The 24,643-nt window shown below is 70.8% G+C and carries 21 protein-coding genes and 1 tRNA gene; 12 read left to right on the forward strand and 10 right to left on the reverse strand.

From position 1 onward, the window contains the following. The first annotated feature begins 62 nt into the window (after window positions 1-62). Window positions 63-1,280, forward strand: coding sequence for a bis-aminopropyl spermidine synthase family protein (locus tag EV659_RS10330; protein ID WP_132708801.1), 1,218 nt, complete (start codon window positions 63-65; stop codon window positions 1,278-1,280). Between the two features lie 133 nt (window positions 1,281-1,413). Here the strand turns inward: EV659_RS10330 and EV659_RS10335 are convergent, their stop codons facing one another. Next, a complete protein-coding gene (locus EV659_RS10335; protein ID WP_132708802.1) occupies window positions 1,414-2,727 on the reverse strand; it encodes an NAD(P)/FAD-dependent oxidoreductase in 1,314 nt (437 codons plus the stop codon). A 585-nt stretch (window positions 2,728-3,312) separates the two neighbouring features. Here EV659_RS10335 and EV659_RS10340 point away from each other — a divergent pair. Further along, window positions 3,313-5,208: a type I secretion system permease/ATPase gene (locus tag EV659_RS10340; RefSeq protein WP_132708803.1), complete on the forward strand. Its 1,896-nt coding sequence runs from the start codon at window positions 3,313-3,315 to the stop codon at window positions 5,206-5,208. After that, entirely contained in the window at window positions 5,205-6,644 is a 1,440-nt protein-coding gene (locus EV659_RS10345; RefSeq protein WP_132708804.1) for an HlyD family type I secretion periplasmic adaptor subunit, read from the forward strand. Before EV659_RS10340 ends, EV659_RS10345 begins: the two co-directional genes overlap by 4 nt. Window positions 6,645-6,809: 165 nt before the next feature. Here EV659_RS10345 and EV659_RS10350 read toward each other — a convergent pair whose 3' ends face one another. The 3 genes from EV659_RS10350 to EV659_RS10360 form a co-directional block, all read right to left on the reverse strand. Further along, window positions 6,810-7,442: a hypothetical protein gene (locus tag EV659_RS10350; RefSeq protein ID WP_132708805.1), complete on the reverse strand. Its 633-nt coding sequence runs from the start codon at window positions 7,440-7,442 to the stop codon at window positions 6,810-6,812. 127 nt (window positions 7,443-7,569) lie between these two features. Next, window positions 7,570-8,106, reverse strand: a complete 537-nt coding sequence (locus EV659_RS10355) for a SixA phosphatase family protein (protein WP_165878835.1) — start codon at window positions 8,104-8,106, stop codon at window positions 7,570-7,572. After that, window positions 8,103-8,969: a sterol desaturase family protein gene (locus EV659_RS10360; protein WP_132708807.1), complete on the reverse strand. Its 867-nt coding sequence runs from the start codon at window positions 8,967-8,969 to the stop codon at window positions 8,103-8,105. The genes EV659_RS10355 and EV659_RS10360 overlap by 4 nt, the downstream gene beginning before the upstream one ends. Before the next feature lie 108 nt (window positions 8,970-9,077). Between EV659_RS10360 and EV659_RS10365 the strand changes: the two genes are divergently transcribed. From EV659_RS10365 to EV659_RS10375, 3 genes are read left to right on the forward strand one after another with little or no spacing between them, the layout of a single operon-like run. Further along, a complete protein-coding gene (locus tag EV659_RS10365) occupies window positions 9,078-9,860 on the forward strand; it encodes an ATP-binding cassette domain-containing protein (protein WP_207894080.1) in 783 nt (260 codons plus the stop codon). Continuing rightward, window positions 9,857-11,437: a glycine betaine ABC transporter substrate-binding protein gene (locus tag EV659_RS10370; protein WP_132708808.1), complete on the forward strand. Its 1,581-nt coding sequence runs from the start codon at window positions 9,857-9,859 to the stop codon at window positions 11,435-11,437. The genes EV659_RS10365 and EV659_RS10370 overlap by 4 nt, the downstream gene beginning before the upstream one ends. 25 nt (window positions 11,438-11,462) lie before the next feature. Then, window positions 11,463-12,104, forward strand: a complete 642-nt coding sequence (locus EV659_RS10375; protein ID WP_132708809.1) for an alpha/beta family hydrolase — start codon at window positions 11,463-11,465, stop codon at window positions 12,102-12,104. 61 nt (window positions 12,105-12,165) lie between these two features. Here EV659_RS10375 and maiA read toward each other — a convergent pair whose 3' ends face one another. Both maiA and EV659_RS10385 read right to left on the reverse strand, forming a co-directional pair. Beyond that, window positions 12,166-12,807 (reverse strand): maleylacetoacetate isomerase, encoded by a 642-nt coding sequence (gene maiA, locus EV659_RS10380; RefSeq protein ID WP_132708810.1) that lies wholly within the window; start codon window positions 12,805-12,807, stop codon window positions 12,166-12,168. Between the two features lie 21 nt (window positions 12,808-12,828). Beyond that, window positions 12,829-13,515: a fumarylacetoacetate hydrolase family protein gene (locus tag EV659_RS10385; protein ID WP_132708811.1), complete on the reverse strand. Its 687-nt coding sequence runs from the start codon at window positions 13,513-13,515 to the stop codon at window positions 12,829-12,831. Between the two features lie 260 nt (window positions 13,516-13,775). Here EV659_RS10385 and ahr point away from each other — a divergent pair, with 260 nt between their 5' ends. Beyond that, on the forward strand, window positions 13,776-14,792 hold the full coding sequence (ahr, locus tag EV659_RS10390) for an NADPH-dependent aldehyde reductase Ahr (protein WP_132708812.1): 1,017 nt from the start codon (window positions 13,776-13,778) through the stop codon (window positions 14,790-14,792). A gap of 504 nt (window positions 14,793-15,296) precedes the next feature. Here the strand turns inward: ahr and EV659_RS10395 are convergent. Both EV659_RS10395 and EV659_RS10400 read right to left on the reverse strand, forming a co-directional pair. Continuing rightward, window positions 15,297-15,719: a type II toxin-antitoxin system VapC family toxin gene (locus EV659_RS10395; RefSeq protein WP_132708813.1), complete on the reverse strand. Its 423-nt coding sequence runs from the start codon at window positions 15,717-15,719 to the stop codon at window positions 15,297-15,299. Next, on the reverse strand, window positions 15,716-15,973 hold the full coding sequence (locus tag EV659_RS10400; protein ID WP_132708814.1) for a FitA-like ribbon-helix-helix domain-containing protein: 258 nt from the start codon (window positions 15,971-15,973) through the stop codon (window positions 15,716-15,718). Before EV659_RS10400 ends, EV659_RS10395 begins: the two co-directional genes overlap by 4 nt. Before the next feature lie 23 nt (window positions 15,974-15,996). On the opposite strand from EV659_RS10400, the gene EV659_RS10405 reads away from it, so the two are divergent. Further along, window positions 15,997-16,299, forward strand: a complete 303-nt coding sequence (locus tag EV659_RS10405) for a tyrosine-type recombinase/integrase (RefSeq protein ID WP_132708815.1) — start codon at window positions 15,997-15,999, stop codon at window positions 16,297-16,299. 61 nt (window positions 16,300-16,360) lie between these two features. On the opposite strand, the gene EV659_RS10410 is transcribed toward EV659_RS10405, so the two are convergent. Beyond that, a tRNA-Lys gene (locus tag EV659_RS10410) sits at window positions 16,361-16,435 on the reverse strand. Between the two features lie 231 nt (window positions 16,436-16,666). Between EV659_RS10410 and putA the strand changes: the two genes are divergently transcribed. Then, the gene (gene putA / locus EV659_RS10415; protein WP_132708816.1) at window positions 16,667-19,864 is read left to right on the forward strand and encodes a bifunctional proline dehydrogenase/L-glutamate gamma-semialdehyde dehydrogenase PutA; all 3,198 of its coding nucleotides are present in this window, start codon (window positions 16,667-16,669) and stop codon (window positions 19,862-19,864) included. 691 nt (window positions 19,865-20,555) lie between these two features. On the opposite strand, the gene EV659_RS10420 is transcribed toward putA, so the two are convergent. Further along, window positions 20,556-21,218, reverse strand: coding sequence for a DNA-3-methyladenine glycosylase I (locus EV659_RS10420; RefSeq protein ID WP_200287712.1), 663 nt, complete (start codon window positions 21,216-21,218; stop codon window positions 20,556-20,558). A 140-nt stretch (window positions 21,219-21,358) separates the two neighbouring features. Between EV659_RS10420 and EV659_RS10425 the strand changes: the two genes are divergently transcribed. The 3 genes from EV659_RS10425 (at window position 21,359) to EV659_RS10435 (ending at window position 24,537) form a co-directional block, all read left to right on the forward strand. Next, window positions 21,359-21,784 carry a hypothetical protein gene (locus EV659_RS10425; RefSeq protein WP_132708817.1) on the forward strand — a complete coding sequence of 142 codons (426 nt, stop codon included), beginning with the start codon at window positions 21,359-21,361 and terminating at the stop codon, window positions 21,782-21,784. A gap of 153 nt (window positions 21,785-21,937) precedes the next feature. Continuing rightward, on the forward strand, window positions 21,938-24,295 hold the full coding sequence (locus EV659_RS10430) for a TonB-dependent receptor (protein ID WP_132708818.1): 2,358 nt from the start codon (window positions 21,938-21,940) through the stop codon (window positions 24,293-24,295). Beyond that, entirely contained in the window at window positions 24,283-24,537 is a 255-nt protein-coding gene (locus EV659_RS10435; RefSeq protein ID WP_132708819.1) for a ribbon-helix-helix domain-containing protein, read from the forward strand. Before EV659_RS10430 ends, EV659_RS10435 begins: the two co-directional genes overlap by 13 nt. The last annotated feature ends 106 nt before the right edge of the window (window positions 24,538-24,643 follow it).

The raw sequence follows: 24,643 nt of genomic DNA on the forward strand, positions 1-24,643 counted from the left end.
CTTGCCACGCCGGGACCGCTCGCCTAAGCCTGGGCCCCCATGATCCAGCCCAGGCCCCTGCCATGACCCCATCCGACCCCGCTGACAAAGACGTTCTGGCCCGCGTGGCCACCGCCACCAATCTGCGCGAGGGCGCCGAGGGCGTCGCCACCTTCCTGCGCGCGGTCAAGCGCGAGGGACCGGCGGCGTTGAACCAGATCGCCCGGGCGGCGCGCCTGCCGGTGCCGGTGGCCTCGGCGCTGCGCCGGGAATTGGAGACCGAGGGGCTGTTGACCCGGCGCGGCGGTGTCGGCCTGAGCGAGGCGGGCGGACGCTTTGTGGCCGAGACGCTGGGGCTCGGCGACGCGCTGGCGCCGCACTGCGAGGCTTGCGGCGGCACCGGGCTCGCCGGCCCCGACGCCCGGCTGGTCGACCGGCTGAGCGCCTTGCTGGCCAATGCGCCCAAGGTCGACGTGACGCTCGACCAGGCGCCGTGCACGGCGGCGACGGCGCTGCGCCGGGCGCTGTTGATGCTGGAGACCGGGGCGCTCGAAGGTCGGCGCATCCTGGTGTTGGGCGACGACGATTCGGTGTCGCTGGCGCTGTGCCTGGTCGCCGAGGCGGCCGGGCTGCCGCCGCTGCCCGCGCCGATCACGGTGCTGGAGGTGGACGCCGACTGGGCCGCCTATCTGGAGGCCGCGGCGGGCGAGATCGGCGCCGATCTGCGGGTGATCCGCCACGACCTGCGCGAGCCCTTGCCGGCCGACCTGCGCCAGGCCTTCGACGTGATCGAGACCGACCCGCCCTACACGCTCGAAGGCGCGCGCCTGTTCCTGGCCCGCGCCGCCCAAGCGCTGGTCCCCGATACCGGCACGCTGGGCTTTCTGTCGTTCGGTGCTCAGGCGCCGGCGTGGCAGGCCCGGCTGCTGGCGGCGGTGGCCGAGGCGGGCTTCGCGGTCACCGGCCTTTATCCCGGCTTCAACCGCTATCAGGGCGCGGGGCTGTTGGGCTCGACCGGGCAGATGCTGACGCTGGCCGGCACCGGCGCGGCGGACCGACCGGCCGGCGAGGACCAGACCGAAGCCGAGACCAGCACCCCCGACGCCGAGGCGCGCTATGCCGGGCCGCTCTACACCTTCGACGTCAACCCGCGCGCCCGGCGCTACCGCTGCGCGGGCTGCGGGGTGGTGCACAGCCTGGGCGAAGACGGCGTGCCGGCGACCATCGAGGCGCTCAAGGCCGGCGGCTGCCCGGCCTGCGGGGCGACGCTGTTCAAGCGCCAGTCGGGCGACCGCGGCTGAGCGCTGCGCCGGCCGGGCGGCCCGTACCGCCCCGCCTTGCCGCCCGGCCATACCACCCGGCCACAGCGTCCAGCCCGCCCGCCACCGCTCATCATCGCCCCGGACCGGCCACCGGGGCGCGCCGGCCGCCGGGTCAGGCGGCGCGGCGCGGCGGCTGGCTGTCCACCAGCGGCTTTTGATAGACCTTGGACGCGCCCAACAGCCGCATCACCCATTTCTCGTAGAACGGCTCCACCACGCCCTTCTTGAGCTTGCGCATGAAGTACCACTCATACGCGATCTTGGCATAGTGGACCCAGCGCCCTTCCATGGCCCAGTTGACATTGCGCGGCGGGGTCTGCGGGATCGCCAGGAACGCCGCCCCGCCATTGCCATAGTCGGCGAGGCAGAAGGCGTTCCAGGTCGCCACATAGCTAGGCGCCCGCCCGGCGATGGCGTCGCGGATGTTGCGCGCGGCGGCGTTGGCCATGGTCTCGATCATGAACCCGGTCTTGGGCACCCCGCACGGCACCGGCGTCTGGGCGATGGGCGGGATCGCCACGCACACGCCGACCGCATAGACATTGGGATAGGCGGGGTTGCGCTGATAGTCGTCGACCAGCACGAAGCGCTTGTCGTTGACCAGCGCGCCGGTTTGGGCCAGGGCGGCGACGCCCCGGAACGGCGGCAACATCATCGCCATGCGCTTGTCGACCCGGTGCTCGCGGCGCACCTGGCCCAGATCGTCCAATTCCTCCACGGTCATCGCCGCCGCGTCCACCCGGGTGGTGCGGGCATTGGTGATCCACGGGATATGCCGGTCGCGCAGTTCGGATTCGAGCATCGACTTGGTGTCGCCGACCCCGTCGAGGCCCAGATGGCCGATATAGGGCTCGGCGGTGACGAAGGTCATCGGCACCTTGTGGCGGATCTTGCGCCGGCGCAGTTCGCGGTCGAGCACGAAGGCATATTCATAGGCCGGACCGAAGCAGGACGCGCCGGGCAGCGAGCCCACCACCACCGGCCCCGGGTCGGCGACCAGGGCTTCCAGCGCGGTGTGGGCGCCGGCGGCGTGCGGGGTGGTGCAGACCGACTGGGTGTAACCGTCGTCCGGCCCGCAGCCGGGAATGGCGTCGAACGCCAACTCGGGCCCGGTGGCGACCACCAGATAGTCATAGTCGAGCGTGCGCCCGTCGGCGAGCGTCAGCCGGCTCCGCTCGGGGTGCACCGCCGCGACCCCGGTGGCGTCGAAGCGGATGCCGTGGCGCGCCAGATGGCGCCCGAGCGGCACCTCAACCCGCTCGCGCCGCCGCCAGCCCACCGCCACCCACGGGTTCGACGGCGTGAACTGGAACGTCTCGCGGTCCGAGATCAACAGGATCTGGGCGTCGCGGCCCAGATGGTGGCGCAGCTCGTAGGCCATGGTGATGCCGCCGATGCCGCCGCCCATGACGATGATGTTTGGCATGATCCTTCCCCAAGTTCGCGCCCGCCCCGACGCCCCGAAACCTGCGGCCGGCCGGCCGGCCCGGACGCTAGCGCTCCGGACGCCAACCGGTATCCGGCCAATACCCGACCGAGCCCTGGCGAGCCCCCACGAGCTCCCACGAGCCCCGGCGAACCCCGCGCGACCCGGGCGGTACCAGATCGCCGCGCGGTCTCGATCCCGGTTGCCGTGCCGGTCTCGGTTGCGGCACCGGCTTTCGCCCTGGCCCCGGGCCGGAAGGCGGTCACCGGTCACGATGCGCAATGTGGTTCTTCTATTTTTTCCGATCATACCCCAGCCGGGACAGATATTCAAACATTCGCATGTATGGATACGTCGCGTCGACGCCGGCTGTCCGGGCACCGGCCGCTCATAGAGCCGGTCGCGTGGCCGCGTAACGCCCCATCAACCTTTTCTTGTTTCGATAGCGGTGTGGTTCGAGGCCGCCAGACCGGAGCGCACGGCGTTGGCCGGGGCTGCCAGGTCGCCATGGCCGGTCGCTTGCTTGTGCCTGGGCGACCTTCGGTGTAGTCAAAGAACGCACGCACACATAAAGGGAACGCGCCGATGGCCAACCGATCGCGCGGCGCGGCCGTGCCGCGCCTGGTTCGCGAGTTGCTGGCGGAACTGCGCGGCGGCCTCGTCTGGACCGGCGTGTTCAGCCTGTTCATCAACGTGCTGATGCTGACCACGCCGTTCTACATGTTGCAGATCTACGACCGGGTGCTGACCTCGGGCAGCGTGCCGACGCTGCTCTATCTGACCCTCGTGGGCGTGTTCCTGCTCGCCATGATGGGGCTGCTTGAACTGGCCCGGTCGCGGCTGTTGGTGCGGGTCAGCGGGCGCATCGACCGCAAGCTCGGCGACCCGGTGTTCGCGCGCATGGTCGACGCGTCGCTCAGCCGCGGCGCCGGCCGGGCCGAGCCGCTGCGCGACCTGGAAAAGGTGCGCACCTTCGCCACCGGACCGGGCATCATTGCGCTGTTCGACGCGCCCTGGGCGCCGATCTTTTTCGCGGTGATCTTCCTGCTGCACCCGGTGCTGGGGCTGCTGGCGCTGTCGGGCGGGGTGCTATTGTTCGTCCTCGCCCTGGTCAGCGAATGGCTGACCCGCAAGCCGCTGACCGAGGCCGGGTCCATGGGCCAGCGCGCGCAATGGTACGCCGAGGATTGCGCCAACAATGCCGAGGTGGTCGCAGCCCTGGGCATGACCGACGGCGTGCGCGCGCGCTGGCGCGACGCCTATGCCCAAAGCCTGGGCCACCAGGCGCTGGCGTCCGACCGCTCGGGCCTGTTGACCGCGCTGACCAAGTTCGTGCGCCCGGCCCTGCAGATGGCCATGCTCGGCGCCGGCGCCTATCTGGTGCTCGCCCAAGAGATGTCGCCGGGCGCGATGATCGCCGGGTCGATCATGCTCGGCCGCGCGCTGGCGCCGATCCAGACCGCCATCGCCCAGTGGCGCAACGTCATCCAGACCCGCCAGGCCTATCACCGGCTCAAGGACTTCCTGGCCGATGCGCCGACCACGCCCGAACCCATGGCCCTGCCCCGACCGCGCGGCGACATCCAGGTGGAGCGGCTGGTGGCCCCGGCGCCGGGCGGCGAGCAGCCGGTGATCAAGGGCATCGGCTTCGCGATCCCAGCCGGCACCTCGGTCGGCATCATCGGCCCCAGTGCCGCCGGCAAGTCGAGCCTGGCGCGGCTGCTGGTCGGCGTGTGGACGCCCAGCCACGGTGCCGTGCGCCTCGATGGTGCCGACGTGGCGCAGTGGGACCGCGCCCAACTGGGCCCGCATATCGGCTATCTGCCCCAGTCGGTGGCGCTGCTCGAAGGCTCGGTGAAGGACAATATCGCCCGCTTCGGCCCGGTCGACCCGGACAAGGTGGTCAAGGCCGCCGAGCGCGCCGGCGTCCACCAGATGATCCTGCGCCTCGCCGACGGCTATGACACCGATATCGGGCGCACCGGGGCGGCGCTGTCGCCCGGCCAGCGCCAGCGCATCGCGCTCGCCCGGGCGATCTATGGCGACCCGGCGCTGGTGGTGCTCGATGAACCCAATGCCAGCCTGGACAGCGACGGCGAGGCGGCGCTCAAACGCTGTCTGGACGCCCTGCGCCGCGAGGCCACCACGGTGGTGGTGATCTCGCACCGGCCGTCGCTGTTGAGCGACATCGACCGCCTGCTGGTCCTGGCCGACGGCAAGATCGACACCTACGGCCCCCGCGACGAGGTGATGAAGAAGCTGGTGCGCAGCGTGCCCAAGCCGAACGGCAACGCCGACCCGGGGGACAAGGCGCGGGGCGGCCCAGCCCCGGAAGATAAGGCCGCGGACGGCACGGCCCCGCAAGGCAAGGCTCGGGGCGACGGGGCGGCGGCGCCCGGCGCCGGCGACCGGCCTGCGGCGAACGCGGGCCAAGGCGCCACCGGCCCGCGCGCCGTCTCGACCGGAGAGGGACAGGCATGACCGACCATCCAACGCCCCGCCCCGCGCGCCCGTCCGCCGACCGGCCCCGCAACTGGCTCGGCCGGCTGCGGGACCGGGCGGCCCGAACCGGCGACAGCACCGCCGCCAGCGGGGCCGGCACCGCCCGCGATCCCTACACCGACACCCGCCCGGCGATCGTGCTCGGTGCTGTGGTGCTGGCGATCACCTTCGGCGGTTTCGGCACCTGGGCGGCGGTCAGCCGCATCGAAGGCGCGGTGATCGCGCCCGGCATGGTCAAGGTGCTGTCCAACCGCAAGCAGGTACAGCACCTGGAAGGCGGCATCATCGACCGCATCTATGTGAACAATGGCGACCGGGTCGCCCAAGGCGACATCCTGGTGCGGCTCGACGAGACCCGGGCGCGCGCGCAGTTGGATATCTACGCCAAGCGCCTGTTCACCAACCGCGCCGCCGCCGCGCGACTGGCCGCCGAATTGGCCGGGGCGGAGGCGGTGCGCTTTGCCGACGCGTTGCAGGCCAAGGCCGCCGCCACCCCCGCCTTCGCCGAGATCCTGGACGCCCAGCGCCAATTGTTCGAGGCGCGCCGGGCGACGCTCGCCGGTCAGATCCGCGTCACCCGCGAGCGCATCGGCCAGTTGGAGGAGCAGATCGAGGGCCGGCGCGCCCAGGCGCGCTCCAACGCCCGGCAGATCGCGCTGATCGAGGACGAGTTGGCGGGGCTCGAAGACCTGTTGGAAAAGGGCCTGACCCGCAAGGACCGGGTGTCGGCGCTGCGCCGCGAGGCGGCCCGACTGGAGGGCGAGCGCGGCGAGCATATCGCCGCCATCGCCTCGTCGCGCCGGGCGATCTCGGAGGCCGAGTTGGAGATCGTCCAGTACCGGCAGAGCTTCGCCGAGCGGGCGTCGGAAGAGATGCGCGAGCGCCAGGCGGAAATCTCCGAGTTGACCGAACGGGTCGGCGCGGCGCGCTTCACCCTCGACCATATCGACATCCGCGCGCCGGTCAGCGGCACGGTGGTCAACATGACCGCGTTCACCGAAGGCGGCGTGATCCAGCCCGGCACCCGCCCCGACAGCGCGATCATGGAGATCGTGCCCGAAGACGATGTGCTGGTGGTCGAAGCGCGGGTCGAGCCCACCGACATCGACGAGGTGTCGCCGGGCCAGAAAGCGTGGGTGCAGTTCACCGCCTTTGCCAGCCGCAATGTGCCGCGCCTGGAAGGCCGGGTGAGCTATGTCTCAGCCGACATCCTGACCGACGAGCGCCAGCAGGTGTCCTACTTCACCGTGCGCATCGAGGTCGACGACGCCGAGGTCGACCGCCTGGGCCAGGGCAACCGTCTGCAACCGGGCCTGCCCGCCGACGTGATGATCCGCACCGGCAGCCGGACGCCGCTTGCCTATCTGCTCAAGCCGATCAAGGACAGCATGGACATGGCCTGGCGCGAAAGCTGAGCCGCCGCCGCGCGCCCGGCCCCGCAACCGTGATGCCCGACCGTCGTCGCCAGACGGGCGGGGCGATGGGGCCGGTTCCTTCGGTGTGTCCGGGCGGTCGGTCTTGGACCGGCAAGCGCCCATGCGACCGATCAAAGCCCGCCCCACAAGCGCGACGCCTGCGGATCAGATCACCATGGTGCCCAGGGTATTGCGCCGGCCCGGTGGGCGCGGGCGGTCCAGGTCGAGGATGCGGGTGGTGTAGATGCTTTCGCCTTCCCGATCCACGGTGCGCACCGACAGGCCCAGCGCCGGCGCATAGGTGGCCTGCCGGTAGAGCGTCAACGTGCGTCCGCCCTTCAGCGTGCGTTCCTGGCGAATGGCGATCACGAAGGCCTCGTATTCGGTGCCGGCGATGCGCACGCTGGTCTTGTCCTCGACCCGCATGGCGACCCGGATCGACCCGCGGATGTCCTGATTGACCACCCGGAAGCGGCTTTCGAACCGGGTCTCGGCGCCGACCCGGAGCGGAAACAGCGCCTCGACCGTCTCGCTGTCGAATTCGTTGATCCAGTGAAACGACTTGTCGATCGCCTCGGTGACGAACAGACCGCGATAATATTTGCGGTGGTTGGACAGCGTGCCCCGGCGATAGAAAGAGATATGCGCCACCTTGCCGGTCACCTTGGACACATACATCTCGTGCGCGGTGCCGTTGATGTCGATGGTCGCCGACAGGCCGGCCGACAACGGATAGCGCCCGGCCGTGCGATCGCATGCCGCCAACGCACCGATACACACGAACAGCAGAACGGTCATCCGCCAAAGGCTCATCGCGCCACCCTCGAACCGGCCATGGGCCACCTCGCTAGCACGATGCCCGGGTCTTGCAAAGGTCGCGCGGCGGCAGCACACGGCCAGGGGGGCACGAAGACAGAGGCGTCGGTCACACCACCGACGCGTGATCCTTCGGCACGTCGAAGCTGATCAGTTGGCCGCGCCCCGGCACCAGATCGACCCAGGCGTCGATGTCGAGCGACAGGCGCGCCAGCGCCGCGGTGGGGAACTTATCCTCCAACCGATTGAGGGGGGTGTCGCCGGCCGCGCCATGCTGGTCGTGGGCGAGCGCCAGGGCCAGATCCTGCAAGCCCGGATTGTGGCCGATTATCAGCGCGTCGGCGGCGTCGGCGGGCAGCCCGCGGATCACCTGCATCAGGTCCGACACGTCGGCCTCGTAAAGCATCGGCTCGAACCGCGGCGCGGCCGAGAAGGCCGCAAAGGCCGCGACCCGCGTCAGGGTCTCGCGGGTGCGCGCGCTTGGCGAACACACAAGGCAGGCCGGGTCGACCCCGCGCTCGGCGATCAACCGCCCCATGATCGCGCACGCGCCGCGCCCGCGCTTGTTGAGCGGCCGGTCGAAATCGTCGAGGCCGGGGTCCGACCAACTCGACTTGGCGTGGCGCAACAGCCAAAGGGTTTTCATGGTGCGTCGGGCTCTCCCTCGGGCGCCGGTTTGGCCATGGCGGTGGTCGACGGCGCGCCGCCCAGCCCGCGCAGCGGCGCGGCGAGCAGGCGCGGCAAGGTTACCTGGTGGCTCTGCTGGCATTCGGGCAGGCCCAGCGTCACCGCCACCGGTCCGGCTGCGGGGCGGGCGCGATAGGTCCCGAACAGGCGGTCCCAGACGATCAGGTTGAAGCCGAAATTGCTGTCGGTCTCGCAGCCCAGGGTGGAGTGGTGGACCACGTGCACGTCCGGGGTCACGATGACCCGGCGCAAGATCCGGTCGACGGCTGCCGGCAGGCGCAGATTGGCGTGGTTGAAGAGCGCCAGCGCGTTCAGCACCACCTCGAACACCACCACCGCCGCCGCCGGCGCGCCCAAGGCCACCACCACCGCCACCTTGTAGAACATCGACAGCACGAACTCCATCGGGTGGAAGCGCAGGCCCGAGGTCACGTCCAGATCCAGGTCGGCATGGTGGACCCGGTGCACGCGCCACAACCAGGGCAGCCGGTGCATGGCCACATGCTGGCCATAGATCGCCAGGTCGAGCGCCAGCACCGCGATCGCGAACGCCGCCCCATCGGCGAGCCCGAGCCAGCGCAACAGACCCCAGCCCGCCGCCTCGGCCCACAAGGCGGCACTGACCGCGACCACCGGAATGACCAGGCGCAATGCCAAGGTGCCAAGCGCCACCAACGCCAGATTCACCGGCCAGCGCCAACCGCGCCGCTGGCGCCGGGCGCGGCGCGGGAACACAGCCTCGGCCAACGCCAGCGCGGTCAGAAGCCCCGCGAAGACGCCCAGGCGCACCATCGGCTCGTGATCGAGAAGAAACTGCTGCATGGCCCGCTCTATGCCACATCACCGGCGCCAATGCATCCGGCGCTTGAATGTGGGATATAGATGGCTATTGTTGCGAACATGCAACAATGTGTCTTTGAGTTGACCGGGGTGGCGAAACGCTACGGCTCGGTCGAAGCGCTCAAGCCCCTGACCGCGCGCGTCGCGGCCGGTCAGACCTGCGCCTTCATTGGCCCATCGGGCTCGGGCAAATCCACCCTCATCAAGCTGCTGGCCGGGCTGATCCGGCCGAGCGCCGGGCGTGTGCTGTTCCACGGCGAAGATGTGCAAGGCCTCGACCCGGTGAGCTATCGCCGGCGGATTGGCTATGTGATCCAGGACGGCGGCCTGTTTCCGCATCTGACCGCGCGCGCCAATGTGACGCTGGTGGCGCGCGAAGCCGGCTGGAGCGCCGAGGCCATGGACGCCCGGGTCGCCGAGTTGGCCGACCTGGTGCACCTGCCGCTCGCCGCGCTCGACCGCTACCCGATCGCGCTCTCGGGCGGTCAGCGCCAGCGCGTCGGCATCATGCGCGCGCTGATGCTCGACCCCGAGGTGCTGCTGTTCGACGAACCGTTCTCGGCGCTCGACCCGATCATCCGCCACGACCTGCAACAAGAGGTCCGCGACATCATGTGCGGGCTGCACAAGAGCGCCGTCCTGATCACCCACGACATGGACGAGGCCCGGTTCCTGGCCCACGACCTGTATCTGATGCGCAACGGCGCGCTGATCCAGCACGGCCGCTTCGAGGATCTGGCCAACACCCCCGCCGACCCGTTCGTCACCCGCTTCCTGGCCGCCAGCCGGCCGATGGATGCGCCGAGCGCCGAGCCGGCCGGCGCGCAAGTCCCACCACACGCAGCGCCCCCCGGCGCGGAGGCCAGGCCATGACCGACGACCGATCGTTGGACTGGACCCGCAACCGGCCCGGCGGCCGCGCCCGGCTGTTCGCGACCCTGGCTCTCCTGGTCTGCCTGTCCATCCTGACCGCAACGGGCGGCGCGCGGGCGACCGCGTCGTCGCAAACCGACGATACCGACGCCCGGCCGGTGATCACCATCGCCTCGAAGGCGCACACCGAATCGGTGGTGCTGGCCGAAGCGGCGCGGCTGCTGCTGGAAAACGCCGGCTTCGAGGTCCACCACCGCGCCGAACTGGGCGGCAGCCAGGTAGTGTTCAAGGCGCTCGAAAACGGCGATATCGACCTCTACCCCGACTATACCGGCACGCTGCAACACGAGATCTTCGCGGGCCAGGCGCCGGGCATCGCCGCGCTGCGCCAACGCCTTGCCGAACGCGGGCTGGCGATGGGGCCGCCGCTCGGCTTCGACAATACCTACGCCATCGCCATGCGCGCCGGGCACGCGCAGCGCCTGGGCATCGAGACCCTGGCCGACCTGGCCCAACACCCCGACCTGGCGCTCGGCTTTTCCAACGAATTCCTCGACCGGGGCGACGGCTGGCGCGGCATGGCCAAGCGCTACGACCTGCCGCACCGCAACGTCCAGGGCATACAGCACAACCTGGCCTATCGCGCCATCGCCAGCGGTCGCATCGACGTCACCGACGCCTATGCCACCGACGCCGAGATCGTCGCCTATGACCTGGCGGTGCTGCGCGACAACCGGCGCTACTTCCCCGGCTATGAGGGCGCCTATGTCTATGATCGGGACCTGGATCCGCGCGCGGTCCGGGCGCTCAACCGGCTTGCCGGCGCCATCGACGCCGACACCATGCGCCGGGCCAACGCGCTGGTGAAGCTCGAAGGCCGGCCGGACGGTGTGGCCGCGGCCAAGCTGCTTGGCGAGACCGGTACGCTCGATGTGGACGTGGCCAGCGGCCCCGGCCTCGCCGAACGGCTGTGGGGCTATACCGTGGCGCACCTGGGGCTGGTGGCGGTGTCGCTGGGCCTGGCGCTGGTCATCGCGGTGCCTTTGGGCATCGCGGCGGCGCGCTTGCCGCGGCTGGGGCACGTGGTGCTGGGCACCGTGGGCGTGCTGCAGACGATCCCGTCGCTGGCGCTGCTGGTGGTGTTGATCCCGTTGCTCGGCATCGGCTGGGCGCCGACGGTGGCGATGCTGTTCGTCTATTCGCTGCTGCCGCTGGTGCGAAACACCCATGCCGGCCTGACCGGCATCCCGCTGTCGCTGCAACACGCCGCCCAAGCGCTCGGCCTGCCCGCGCGCGCCAAGCTGTGGCGCATCGAATTGCCGCTGGCGCTGCCGACCATCCTGGCCGGGGTCAAGACCGCCGCGGTGATCAATGTGGGCACCGCCACGCTCGGCGCCCTGGTCGGCGCCGGCGGCTATGGCCAGCCGATTCTGACCGGCATCCGGCTCAACGACCAGTCGCTGATCCTTGAAGGGGCGATCCCCTCGGCGGTTCTGGCGCTTCTGGTGGTGGTGGTGTTCGAGGGCGTCGAGCGCGCCCTGGTGGCACCGCCGCTGCGCGGCAAAACCGGGCGGTAACGCGCCCCAAGGAGACGACCGCACCATGCCCGACGACCTGTTGATCGACGGCCCGGCCGACGCCGCCGCCACGCTGGTGCTGGCCCACGGCGCCGGCGCGCCCATGGACAGCGCGTTCATGGACCGGGTGGCCCGTGGCCTGGGCGCGCACGGGGTCCGCGTGGTGCGGTTCGAGTTCGACTATATGGCCCGGCGCCGCAGCGACGGCGTCAAGCGCCCGCCCGAGGCCCAGGCCAAGCTGCTGGCGCGGTTTACCCATGTGATCGACCAGGTGGCCGAGCAGGGGGCGCCGGCCGGCGGCCGGCTGGCGATCGGCGGCAAGTCCATGGGCGGGCGCATGGCGACGCTGTTGGCGGCCCAGGGCGTGGGCGACGCGGTGGCGGTGTTCGGCTATCCCTTCCACCCGCCGGGCAAGCCCGAGCGCCTGCGCCTCGACCATTTCCCGGCCCTGCGCTGTCCGGTACTGATCGCCCAGGGCAACCGCGACCCGTTCGGCACCCGGGACGAGGTGGCGGGCTACCCCCTGCCGGCCACGGTGCACCTGCACTGGGCCGAGGACGGCAATCACGACCTCAAGCCGCGCAAGGCATCCGGCCGCAGCCATGACGACACCATCGACGAGGCGGTGGCGGCGGTGGCCCGGTTTCTGACCGACCCGGGCCGCTGACCGCGCAGACTGGCGCTCCCGCAAGCGGCCCGGCGCCGGCTTGCCGCCTCTGGCGACCCGCTCAGGCCGCCGGGGCGTCGGGCTGGACTTCGGGGGCTGAGGCTGCGAAAGCGGGCAACGCGCGCAACTCGGCGTCGATGCGCACCAGCGTGGGGAAGTCGTCGAGCGGCACCTCGAACCGGCGCGCGTTCCACATCTGCGGCACCAGGCACAGATCCGCCAAGCCCGGCCGGTGGTCCCAACAAAACCGCGCGCCCTGCGCCGCCACCAGGGTTTCAAGCGCGGCAAAGCCTGCGCGCACCCAATGGCCGTACCACGCCCCCACCGCCGCCGGCGTCTGGTCCAGCGGCCCCTTAAGATAGGTCAACACGCGCAGATTGTTGAGCGGGTGGATGTCGCAAGCGATCAGGTCCGCCATGGCGCGCACCCGTGCCCGGTCGACCGGGTCGGCGGGCAGCAGCGCGGGCTCGGGCACCGTTTCGTCCAGATACTCCAGGATCGCCATGGACTGGGTCAGCACCCGGCCGTCGTCCAGTTCGAGCGCCGGCACCAGCGCTTGCGGGTTACGCGCGCGATAGGCCGCGCCGGCCTGCTCGCCGCGCGCCAGATGCACCGGCACCGGCACCGCCTCCAGCCCCTTGAGGTTGAGCGCGATGCGCACCCGAAATGCCGCCGAACTGCGATAATAGGTGTAAAGCTTCATCGATCCGCCCTCCCCGGTCGGTCAGACGATGCGGGTGACCAATTGGCCGACCCCTTCCACCTCGGCGACCATGGTCTCGCCCGGGCGCACCGCGCCGACGCCCGCCGGCGTGCCGGTGAACACCAGATCGCCCGGGTGCAGGGTAAACAACCCCGACAACAGCGCGACGATCTCGGGCACCGTCCAGATCAACTGGCTGAGGTCACCGTCCTGGCGCAGGGTGTCGCCGACCCGCAGGCGCACCGCGCCGGTCGACGGGTGGCCGATGCGCTCGGCCGGTTGCAGCGCCGACACCGGTGCCGAATGGTCGAACCCCTTGGCGGTGTCCCAGGGCTGGCCGCGTGCGCGCGCCGCCGCTTGCAGGTCGCGCCGGGTCAGGTCGTTGCCGACCGCATAGCCATAGACATGGTCAAGCGCCACTTCGGGCGCGATATCGCGGCCGCCGGTGCCGATGGCGGCGACCAGCTCCACCTCGTGATGCAGGTCGTCGGTCTGCGGCGGATAGGGCACGTCGGCGTCGCCGGGCACCAGGGCGTCGGCCGGCTTCATAAAGAAGAACGGCGGCTCGCGCTCGGGGTCCATGCCCATCTCCAGCGCGTGGGCGGCATAGTTGCGGGCCACACAATAAATCCTGCGCACCGGAAAGCGCGCCTCGCGGCCGGCGATGGGCAGGGTCGGCACGCTCGGGACGGGAAACAAATCGGGCATGGGAACTCCTCAAGGCGGCGAACCCTTTGTCGCTTAGCAGGCGCCCCGCGGCTTGAAAACCACCGCCGTGACCGCGCGGTGCGCGCCGGCGGCGCGGCAGGCGCCAATCCTTATGCGGGTTTTTGGCGTTGCAGCATACTGGCGATTGACACCGCGTGGTGCCATTCCAATGTGCAACGGCTGCGGCGGCGACCCGGGCGCACGACCCCGGGCGCCGCCGCAGCCCAAGACTGCCAGACCACCACAAGGGAGTTTTCCCCATGACCGCCATTCGCGCCTATGCCGCCCCGTCCGCCGGTGCGCCGCTGGAGCCCTTCGAGTATGACCCCGGCCCGTTAGGCGCCGACCAGGTGGAGATCCGCGTCGAAAGCAGCGGCCTGTGTCATTCCGACGTGTCGATGATCAACGACGAATGGGGGCTGGCGCAGTTCCCGCTGGTTGCCGGCCACGAGGTGGTCGGCACGGTGGTCGAGGCCGGGGCCAATGTCACCGACGTGCGCGTGGGCCAGCGCGTCGGGCTCGGCTGGTTCTCGCACGCCTGCCATCATTGCGACCCGTGCCTGTCGGGCGACCATAATCTGTGTCGCAGCCGCGGCCACACCATCGTCGGCCGCCATGGCGGCTTCGCCGACCGGGTGCGCGCGCAATCCACCTGGGTGTTTCCGCTGCCCGACGGCATCGACGCGATCTCGGCCGGGCCGCTGTTCTGCGGCGGCATCACGGTATTCAACCCGTTGATCCAATCCGGCGTCAAGCCCACCGACCGGGTCGGTGTGGTCGGCATCGGCGGGCTGGGCCATCTGGCGCTGCAATTCCTGCGCGCCTGGGGCTGCGAGGTGACCGCGTTCACCTCCACCGGCGCCAAGGCCGACGAGGCCCGGCGCCTCGGCGCTCACCATGTGGTCGACAGCCGCGACCCCGAAGCGCTCGACGCCATCGCCGGCACGCTCGACTTCCTGCTGGTGACGGTCAATGTCAGCCTCGACTGGAACCGCTATCTGGACACCCTGGCGCCGCGCGGCACCTTCCACATCGTCGGCGCCATCCCCGAGCCCTTGGACATGGAGGCGTTCAAGGTGTTCTTCGAACAGCGCCGGGTCACCGGCTCGCCGGTGGGCAGCCCGCACACCACCAAGCTGATGCTGGATTTCTGCGCCCGCCACGGCATCAAGCCGCAAACGGAGGTGTTTCCGATGAGCCGCTTGAACGACGCCATCGCGCATCTGGAAGCCGGCAAGGCGCGTTATCGCGTGGTGCTGGAAGCCGACTTCGCCTGACCCGGCGCGCCCGGCGCCAACGGCTCTGGCAATGCGCCTTGGGGCGCATGTGCCGGGCCGCCACAAGGTGACGCCGCCCATAGCCGGTCTTTCGGACGATCGCGAGAGGCCGGCCCCAAGGCCCTGGACCCAAAAGGAGTTCACAGCCCGGACCGATACCGAAGCCGCCCCGCCCGCCCGAAGGCGCCGTACGACGCAGGCGGGATCGGCAGCAAGGCCGCAACGGTCGTCTGGGAAAACTTCGGAATAGCGCCCGCCCGACCGAGCCGATCGGGGAAACGCGCTTTTTATCCAGTAGGATAGATGGAGGGCCGTCAGGGATTCGAACCCTGGACCCGCTGATTTCTCAACTGTCGCATGTCGCCATAATCGGGCGCATCGTTTGGTTCGGCCGCCGTCTTTAAGGGCGGTAGCGTCGAAAATGTTCTTTTCAATAGGTTAAAGCGTTATCGTTGACATTGGGGACGCAATCGAGAACCCGCCAGGCATTGACCGCCCTCCTCTTCAGCGCCGCGTCATCCAGGGGTCGATGACCGGAACGCCTGCCGCGTCGAAGGCGCTGGCATCACGCGTGGCGACAGCGAAGCCGTGGGCGGTTGCAATGGCGGCGATATAGCCATCCGGCGTGGGAAAGCCCTTGCCCGCCTTGCGGGCCGCAACGGCAAGATCGGCGTAGTGGTGGGCGGCCGCAGTATCGAAGGCGAGGATTCTGCCCTCTAACAGCGGGAGCATCCCGTCGAGCGTGGCGGCCAGCTTCTGCTTGCGCCGTCCATCCAGCAGCGCACCGATGCCGAACAGGAGTTCCGCAACGGTGACGCTGGTGATGTACAGCGTTTCGGCCGCCTGTTCGTCCAGCCAGGCGCGCACGGCCGGGTCAGGCTCCGGCTTCATCGCCTCGGAGACCACGTTGGTATCCAGAACGATCATCGGTCAAAGCGCATCGGCGTGGCGGGCGTCTTGTCACGCGCTTGGTCCAGCGCCTCGAAATCCGCGTTGGTCAGCCCGGCCTCGCGGCTCAACGCCGACAGGGCGGAGCCGAGACGCAGGCGCTCGGCGGGCCGCACCGCCGCTTCCAGAATGGCGCGCATTTCCGCTTCGGCACTGCGGCCATGCTCGGCAGCGCGCGCCTTGATGGCGCGATGGGTTTCGTCCGAGATGTTGCGAATGGTGACGGCGGGCACCGGACCTGCTCCTCGATCAATCAATGTCGATGATGTCAATATGGGGTAAGTGCTATCACGCGGCAAGACGCGCCCGCTTCACCCCGGCAGGCAGTACGGTTTTGGAAGGGCACACGGCGTGCACCTTTACGCGAGCCGGGCACAGACCGCGCACCACCCATGGCCTGCGCTATACGGCAGCCACAGTCCTGCGCGAACTGGGTCTGGACTGGGACGATGTTGCTGCCGTCACCGGCCACAAGACCACTGCCATGGTGCGCAAATACACGGCCAAGCGGCGCCGTGCCGCCCGCGCGATTGCCCGCTTGGATGAGGCGGGAGTGTAAAACTAAGTGTAAAACCGGCGAAAGGTTAAAGGTGAACGACCTTCTAACGCCTTGATTTAAATGGAGGGCCGTCAGGGATTCGAACCCTGGACCCGCTGATTAAGAGTCAGCTGCTCTACCACTGAGCTAACGGCCCGATGATACGGCTTCGCGATCACCAAGGGCAACCGGCGTCCGCATCGGAAGCGCCTCCACTACCCGCTGAAGACCGGAATGTCCAGCCCCTTTTTCATCCCGTTCGCCCCCGCGCCGACAAGCGGACCGGTCGCCGGCCCACCCGAAAGGGGGAAGGCGCTTTTATTGTCGCAAACACGGCGATGCAGTAAATCTCTGTCCATTATCATGTGTCAGGTAAGGATTTCGGACCATGTGCGCATCGCCCACCGTCTCCCGGCCCGGTGCCCCCCACGTCGGCACGACCGGCACCCGCGACGCTCTCGCCCGGCACCGCGCGGCCATCCGCGCGGCCAAGCATGAGGACGAACCCCAAGCCGTCGCTCGCCTGCGAGCGACCCTCGACCTGGACGCGCGCCACCGCGCCGAGGCGGTCGATCTGGCGCAGCAGATCGTCAGCCGCTCGCGCGACAAAAAGACCGAACAAGGCACCATCGACGCGTTCCTGCAGGAATTCGGCCTGTCCAACCAGGAAGGCATCGCGCTGATGTGCCTGGCCGAGGCGCTGCTGCGCGTGCCCGACCGCGAAACCCAGGACGACCTGATCTCGGAGAAAATCCGCTCGGGCGACTGGGACAGCCATCTGGGCCAGTCCGACAGCCCGTTCGTCAATGCCGGCGTCTGGGCGCTGATGCTCACCGGCCGGATCGCCGCACTCGACGAGCAGATCGTCCGCCACCCCGGCCACTGGCTGGAAAAGCTGATCCACCGCTCGGGCGAGCCGGTGATCCGCCAGGCGATCAATCAAGCCATGAAGATCATGGGCCGGCAGTTCGTCTATGGCCGCAGCATCGACGACGCGATCGCCCGGCGCGCCCGCCAGCCAGCGGGCAAGCAACTGGTCTCGTTCGACATGCTGGGCGAAGGCGCGCGCACCGACGCCGCGGCCCAGACCTATTTCGACGCCTATGCCGGCGCCATCGACGCGGTCGGCGGCGCCTGCCGCGACGAGGCCGGCGGGCCGACCCGCTCGTCGTCGCTGTCGGTCAAGCTGTCGGCGCTGCACGCCCGCTTCGAACAGACCCAGGAAGACCGGGTGATCGCCGAGTTGCTGCCGCGCGCCCGGGCGCTCGCCCTCTGCGCCAAGGCCCAGGGCATCCAGATGACCATCGATGCCGAGGAGGCCGACCGGCTCGACCTGTCGCTGACGGTGATCGAGGCGCTGGCCCGCGACCCCGAGCTTGCCGGCTGGGACGGCCTGGGCCTCGCCATCCAGGCCTATCAAAAGCGCGCCCTGCCGTTGATCCACTGGGTCGCCGCGCTGGCCCGCGAAACCCACCGGCAGATCCCGGTGCGGCTGGTCAAGGGCGCCTATTGGGACACCGAGATCAAGCACACCCAGGTGATGGGGCTCGACGACTATCCGGTGTTCACCCGCAAGCCCAACACCGACGTCAACTATCTGGCCTGCGCCAAGGCGATGATCGGCCATGGCGACGCCTTGTTCCCGCAATTCGCCAGCCACAACGCCCACACCATCGCCCTGGTGTCGAGCCTGGCCGGCGACGCGCCGCACGAGTTCCAGCGCCTGCACGGCATGGGCGAATTGCTCTACAAGGCCGCCGAAGAGGTGCTCGGCCGGCCGATCACCACGCGCATCTATGCGCCGGTGGGCCAGCATTCGGACCTGTTGCCCTATCTGGTGCGCCGATTGTTGGAAAACGGCGCCAATTCCAGCTTCGTCAACCGCTTCATGGACGCCAGCGTGCCGGTCGAGGAGGTCACCTTCGACCCGCTGGACGATGTGGACGCCCACCCCTTGGGCCGGCATGCCAACATCCCGCTGCCGCTCGACCTGTTCGGGCCCGAGCGGCGCAATTCGCAAGGCGTCGACCTGGCCGAGCCGACGGTCACCGGACCCTTGCTGGAGACCCTGGCGAGCCGCGCGCGCATCGAGCGCCACGCCGCCTGCCTGGTCGACGGCGCCGAGACCGGCGCGGCGCCGGCACCGGTGCACCGGCCGGCCGACGCGCGGGTTGCCGCCGGCACCATGCGCGCCGCGCGGCCGGCCGACATCGAAGCCGCGCTGGCCTCGGCGGTCGCCGCCCAGCCGGCCTGGGACGCCCGCGGCGGCGGGGAGCGCGCGGCGATCCTGCGCGCCATGGCCGACGCGCTCGAAGCGCACCGCACGCCGCTGCTCGACCTGATGACCCGCGACGCCGGCAAGACCATCGCCGACGGCATCGCCGAGGTGCGCGAGGCGGCCGACTTCTGCCGCTATTACGCGGTCGAGGCCGAACGCCACTGCGCCGTCGAGGGCACGCCGCTGCCCGGCCCCACCGGCGAGGCCAACCGCCTGTCGCTGCACGGCCGGGGCGTGTTCTTGTGCATCAGCCCGTGGAACTTCCCGCTGGCCATCTTCACCGGCCAGATCGCCGCCGCGCTGGCCGCCGGCAATGCGGTGATCGCCAAGCCCGCCGAACAGACGCCGCTGGTCGCCCACTATGCCGCCGACCTGTTCCTGCGCGCCGGCGTGCCGGGCGCGGTGTTGCACCTGCTGCTCGGCGACGGCCCGACGGTGGCCGGGCCGATCCTGCGCGACCGGCGGCTGGCCGGCGTGGCGTTCACCGGCTCGGTGCCGACCGCCAAGCTGATCCAGCGCACGCTGGCCGAGCGCGACGGCGCCATCCTGCCGCTGATCGCCGAGACCGGCGGACAGAACGCCATGGTGGTGGACTCCACAGCGCTCCACGAACAGGTCGCCGACGACGCGCTGATGTCGGCGTTCGGCTCGGCCGGTCAGCGCTGTTCGGCGCTGCGGGTGATGCTGGTGCAGGACAGCGTCGCCGAGCCGATGATCGAGATGCTGAAAGGCGCGCTCGCCGAACGCCGGGTCGGCGATCCGGCGCGGTTGAGCACCGACATCGGCCCGATCATCGACGCCGAGGCGCTGGCCCGGCTCGACGCCCACGCCGCGCGCATGGACCGCGAAGCGCACCTGGTCGCCCGGGCCGAGCTGCCCGAAAGCTGCGCCCACGGCACCTATTTCGCCCCGCGCATCTACGAGATCGACCGGCTGAGCCAGTTGACCGAGGAGGTGTTCGGCCCGGTGATGCACGTGCTGCGCTTCCGCGGCGAGGACATCGAGGCGCTGCTGAGCGAGTTGCGCGACACCGGCTATGGCCTGACCTTCGGCGTGCACACGCGCCTCGAAGGACGGTGGGAGACGCTGTTCCGCAAGACTCTGGCCGGCAACATGTACGTCAACCGCAACATGGTCGGCGCGGTGGTCGGGTCGCAGCCGTTCGGCGGCACCGGCCTGTCGGGCACCGGCCCCAAGGCGGGCGGGCCCTATTATCTGCCGCGCTTCGCCAACGAACGGGTGATGACCGTCAACACCGCCGCCATCGGCGGCAACACCGACCTGTTCCAACTGTCGGAAGAAACCTGACCGCCGCGCCCCGCCCGCCCGCCATCGGCGCCGGGCGGGGCGCCAAAAGACCGACCGGCCCGGCCCAAACGCTCCGCCGGCAAGGCGCGGCTTGAAGCGGCAAACGCCCGCCCCCAACCGTCATGGCGAGCGTCAGCGACGCCATCCAACCGACGCTGGGCGCGGGCGTCGGCTCCGACATGTGGGCCGGTGGCCGCGCACACGCAGCCCCGGCGTGCCCAGCGCGGCCAGCGATGGATCGCTTCGCTGCGCTCGCGATGACGAACAAGGCGCGGCTTGAAGCGGCAAACGCCCGCCCCCAACCGTCATGGCGAGCGCCAGCGACGCCATCCAACCGACGCTGGCCACAGGCGCGGGCGTCGGCTCCGACACGTGAGCCGATGGCCGCGCACACGCAGCCCCGGCGTGCCCAGCGCGGGCAGCGATGGATCGCTTCGCTGCGCTCGCGATGACGAACAACGCGCGGCTTGAAGCGGCGAAGGTCCGCCCCCAACCGTCATGGCGAGCGTCAGCGACGCCATCCAACCGACGCTGGCCACAGGCGCGGGCGTCGGCTCGGACATGTGGGCCGGTGGCCGCGCACACGCAGCTCCGGCGTGCCCAACGCGGGCAGCGATGGATCGCTTCGCTGCGCTCGCGATGACGAACAAGGCGCGGCTTGAAGCGGCGACGGTCAGGAGAGCGACGGGTCTTACACCGGCCGGGTGAAGGCGGCGCGGTCGGCGGCGACCTCGGCACGGCGCGGGCAACCGGGCAGATGGTCGTTGACCAGCCCCTCGGCCTGGAACAGCGAATAGACCGTCACCGGGCCGACGAAGCGCCAGCCCCGCGCGCGCAACGCCTTGGCCATGGCGCGCGCCTCGCGCGGCGGTGGGCCGGCTTTGACCGCATCATAGGTGACCCGCTCGGGCCGGCGTTCAGGCACCGGCTCGAACTGCCACACGAAGCGCGCGAACGACCCGGTCTCGGCCAGCAAATCCTCCATGCGCCGGGCATTGTTGATCGCCGCCTCGATCTTGCCGCGGTGGCGGATCAACCCCGGATCGGCCAGCAACCGCGCCACGTCCGCCTCGTCGAAGCGCGCCATGACCTGCCAGTCGAAGCCCGCGAACGCGCGCCGGAACCGCTCGCGCTTGCGCAGCACGGTGATCCAGCTCAAGCCGGCCTGAAAGCCTTCCAGCACCAGTTTTTCGAACAAGCGGTCGTCGCGGCCTTCGGGGCGGCCCCATTCGGTGTCGTGATAATGCTGATAATCGGGCGCGTCGCCGCACCACCAGCACCGGCACACCCCGTCGGCGCCGACGCGCAGCCCCTCATCGGTCTTGTCCATGAGCCGGTTCTCCGCCTCGTCCATGATCGCCGTTCTCCCCGTCGCTGCCGGTCCGCCCGCAAATGGTGCGACCAAAAGTCGCCGCGCGCAAGACCGGCAAAGCGCGTCGGCCCACCGACCGGCGTAGTGGCCAAGTCCCATCGGCGACCGTATAAGCTTGAAGCATGTGGACCCGGCGTCGATATCCGCAGCGCTCCCTGGCGCTGGTGGCGGCCCTGCTGCTGACGCTCGGCGCGGTCGGGCCCAATCTGGCCATGGCGACGCTGGCCGCTGCCGGCGCAACGACGCGTGCCGCCGCCGGCGAGGCGCCCGGGCAACGGGTGCTGCTGTGCATGCCCGAGGGGATGCGCTGGGTGACCGTCGTCGACGGTGTCCCGGCGCCCGCCGACGACCGGGCGGACGAGCTGCCGCCCTGCCCCGGCTGTGTGCTGTCGGCGCTCGTCGGGCTGGCGCCGCCGACGCCCACCGTGCTGGCGCCGAGCGTCGAGACCGGGGCGCGCCGGCTGTGCCCCGGGGCCGACCACCGGGCGCCGCGCGGCCCGCCGGCCACCGAACACGGCGCCCGCGCCCCACCCCGCTCCCGCGTCTGACCGTCGCCAAGCCGCAGCGCATCGCGCCGTCCGTGTTCACCACGCCCACCTGACCGACCGCCCGAGCGTCGCCCGCGCGTCGTCGGTTGAGGACCGGGCCCGAACCGGGCGGCGGCGCGGCGCCCCCGTCTGTCCGTTCGAGGAGCCCTCCCCGTGATCGCCCCCGCCCGTATCGACGCCCGTATCGACGCCCGTATCGGCGCCCATATCAGCGCCCGTCCGCGCCGCCTTGCCCCCGGGTCCCAAATCGCGTCCCAGAGCGCGCCCCAGACCGCGCGCCTCAGCGCCCCCCTGGTCCCGATCGAGCCCCGTTCGCCGGTCGCCCCCCATGCTCCAATTGAGCCGGAGCGCGCGGCGCTTCGCCGGTGCCGGGTCGCCCGAACCAGCCACTCCGCCAATCACTGGGCCGGCAACTGGGCCAGCCGCGCGCTCGCCGTGGCGGCGCTGTTGGCCGCGCCGGCCGCGGCCCTGTCGGCCGCCGAGCCGGGCCAGACGCTGGGGCCGATCGAAGAGATCGTCATCACCGCCGAGCGCCTGCGCCGCGACCGGCTGAGCGTGGCACCGATGGCCGCGCCCAGCCTGGCCGCCGACACCGCCGCCGCGCTTGAGCGGGTGCCGGGCGGCGCGGTCAACGCGCTCGGGCCATTGTCGGGCCAGGTGCAACTGCGCGGCCTGTCGTCGACCCGGCTCGCCGTGCGCGTCGACGGCCAGGCGATCGCCTCGGGCGGGCCCAATCTGATGGACCCGCCGCTGCACTATGCGCCGCGCCCGCTGGTGGACCGGCTGGAGGTGGTGCGCGGCATCGCCCCGGTCAGCGCCGGGCCGGGCCTCGGCGGCGCGGTCGACGCCAAGCTCAAACGCAGCCACTTCGCCGACGCCGACGCCGACCGCGGCGTCAAGGCCGACCTGACGGTGCGCGGTCAGTCGGTCGACCGGGGCTTCCAGGGCGGCGGCATGGTCGCCCTGGCCGACCGGCGATACCGCGCCCATGTGCTCGGCTCTTATGAGCGCGGCGGCGACTATCGCTTTCCCGGCGGCCGGGTGCGGGCGACCCGCTACCAACGCGCCAGCGCCGGCCTCGGCGGCGGCGTGCGCGTGGGCGCCGACCACCGCCTCGGTGCGCAATATCGCTATGTGGACACCGCGACCACCGGCACGCCGGCGCTCGGCTCCGACATCCGCTTCTTCCACACCCATCTGGGCCGCGCCGATTATGCCGGGCAATGGGGCGCCTGGGCGGTGGCGGGTCGGGTCGATGTGGGCCGGGTCGACCATGGCATGGCCAACACGCTGCTGCGCCCCGACCCCGGCGCGCGCGCCCGGCGCAGCCTGCCCGCCGACAGCCGCTCGCTCGGCTACAAGGTGAGCGCGGCGCGCGGCCTTGGCCCCGGCCGGCTGACCCTGGGCACCGACGGCGACCGCCGCCGCCACGACCTGACCATCACCAACCCCGCCAATGCCGACTTTCGGGTCGCGAGCTTCGTCGACGCCCGCGTCCGCCAGGCCGGCGCCTTCGTCGACTACGCCGCCGACGCCGAGCCGGTGCATTTGAGCGCCGGCCTGCGCGTCGACCATTGGACCAGCGACGCCGGCGCGGTTGCCGCCGGGCCGGCCGTGCCGCCGCCGGTCCAGGGGCTGGCCGCCGCGTTCAACGCCCAAGACCGGCGCCGCACCGACACCGACTGGGCGGCGAGCGCCCGGCTCGGCGTCGACCTCACCGACAGCCTCACCGGGACGCTGGCCGGCGGCCGCCAGACCCGGGCGCCCCTGTTCGTCGAGCGCTATGCCTGGCTGCCGTTGCCGGTCAGCGGCGGGCTCGCCGACGGCAACATCTATGTGGGCGATGTGGACCTGACGCCGGAAGTGGCGCACACGGTCGAGGGCGGGCTCGACTGGGCCACCGAGCGGGTGCTGATCTCGCCCCGGATCTATGCCCGGTGGGTCGACGGCTTCATCCAGGGCGTGCCGGTGGACGCCACGCCGGGGCTGGCGGACAGCCCGGTCGAGCGGATCGCGGCCATGAACGGCGACCCGACGCCGCTGCGCTTCGCCAATGTGCCGGCGCTGTTCTATGGGCTCGACGCGCAGATCGCGGTCAAGCTCGGCGCGCACTGGCTGGCCGACGCGGTGGTCGGCCATGTGCGCGCCAAGCGCCGCGACATCGACGAGCCGCTCTATCGCATCCAGCCCGCCCGCGCGACGCTGGGCCTGACCTATGAGCGGGGCGCCTGGACGCTGCGCGCCGAGGGGGTGATGGTGGCCCGCCAGACGCGGGTGTCGCGCACGCTGGAGGAACCGGCGACCGGGGGCTATGCGCTGGTCAATCTGTCGAGCCAATGGCGCGCGAACGACCAGGTGGCGGTGCGCGCGGGGCTCGAAAACCTGACCGACCGGCGCTATGACCAGCATCTGGCGGGCTTCAACCGGGTCGCCGGCAGCGATGTGGGCTTGGGCGCGCGCCTGCCCGGTCGCGGCCGCGGCGGCTATGTCGAGGTGCAATGGACCTACTAGACCCCAAGACGGTACCCGAACGGGTGGTCAAGCGCTCGGTGCGGGTCGCCGGACACCGCACCAGCGTGACCCTGGAAGCGGCGTTCTGGCCGGTGCTGATCGGCTTGGCCGAGGCGCGCGGCCAGTCGCTCGACGCCCTGGTGACCGAGGTGGACGCCGCGCGCCGGGGCAATCTGTCGAGCGCGCTGCGGGTGTTCGTGCTCCGCGCCCTGCGCGACGCCGCCCCGGATGCCCACCACTGACACCAGAACCCACGAACCCCGCCGTCCGCAGGGACGACGGGGCCACGGGCGCGGCCGGCTCGGCTGGGGGGCCGGCTGGACTGGGAGCCGGCTGGACTGGGAGCCG

The sequence above is a fragment of the Rhodothalassium salexigens DSM 2132 genome (assembly GCF_004341375.1).
Classification (GTDB): Bacteria; Pseudomonadota; Alphaproteobacteria; order Sphingomonadales; family Rhodothalassiaceae; genus Rhodothalassium; species Rhodothalassium salexigens.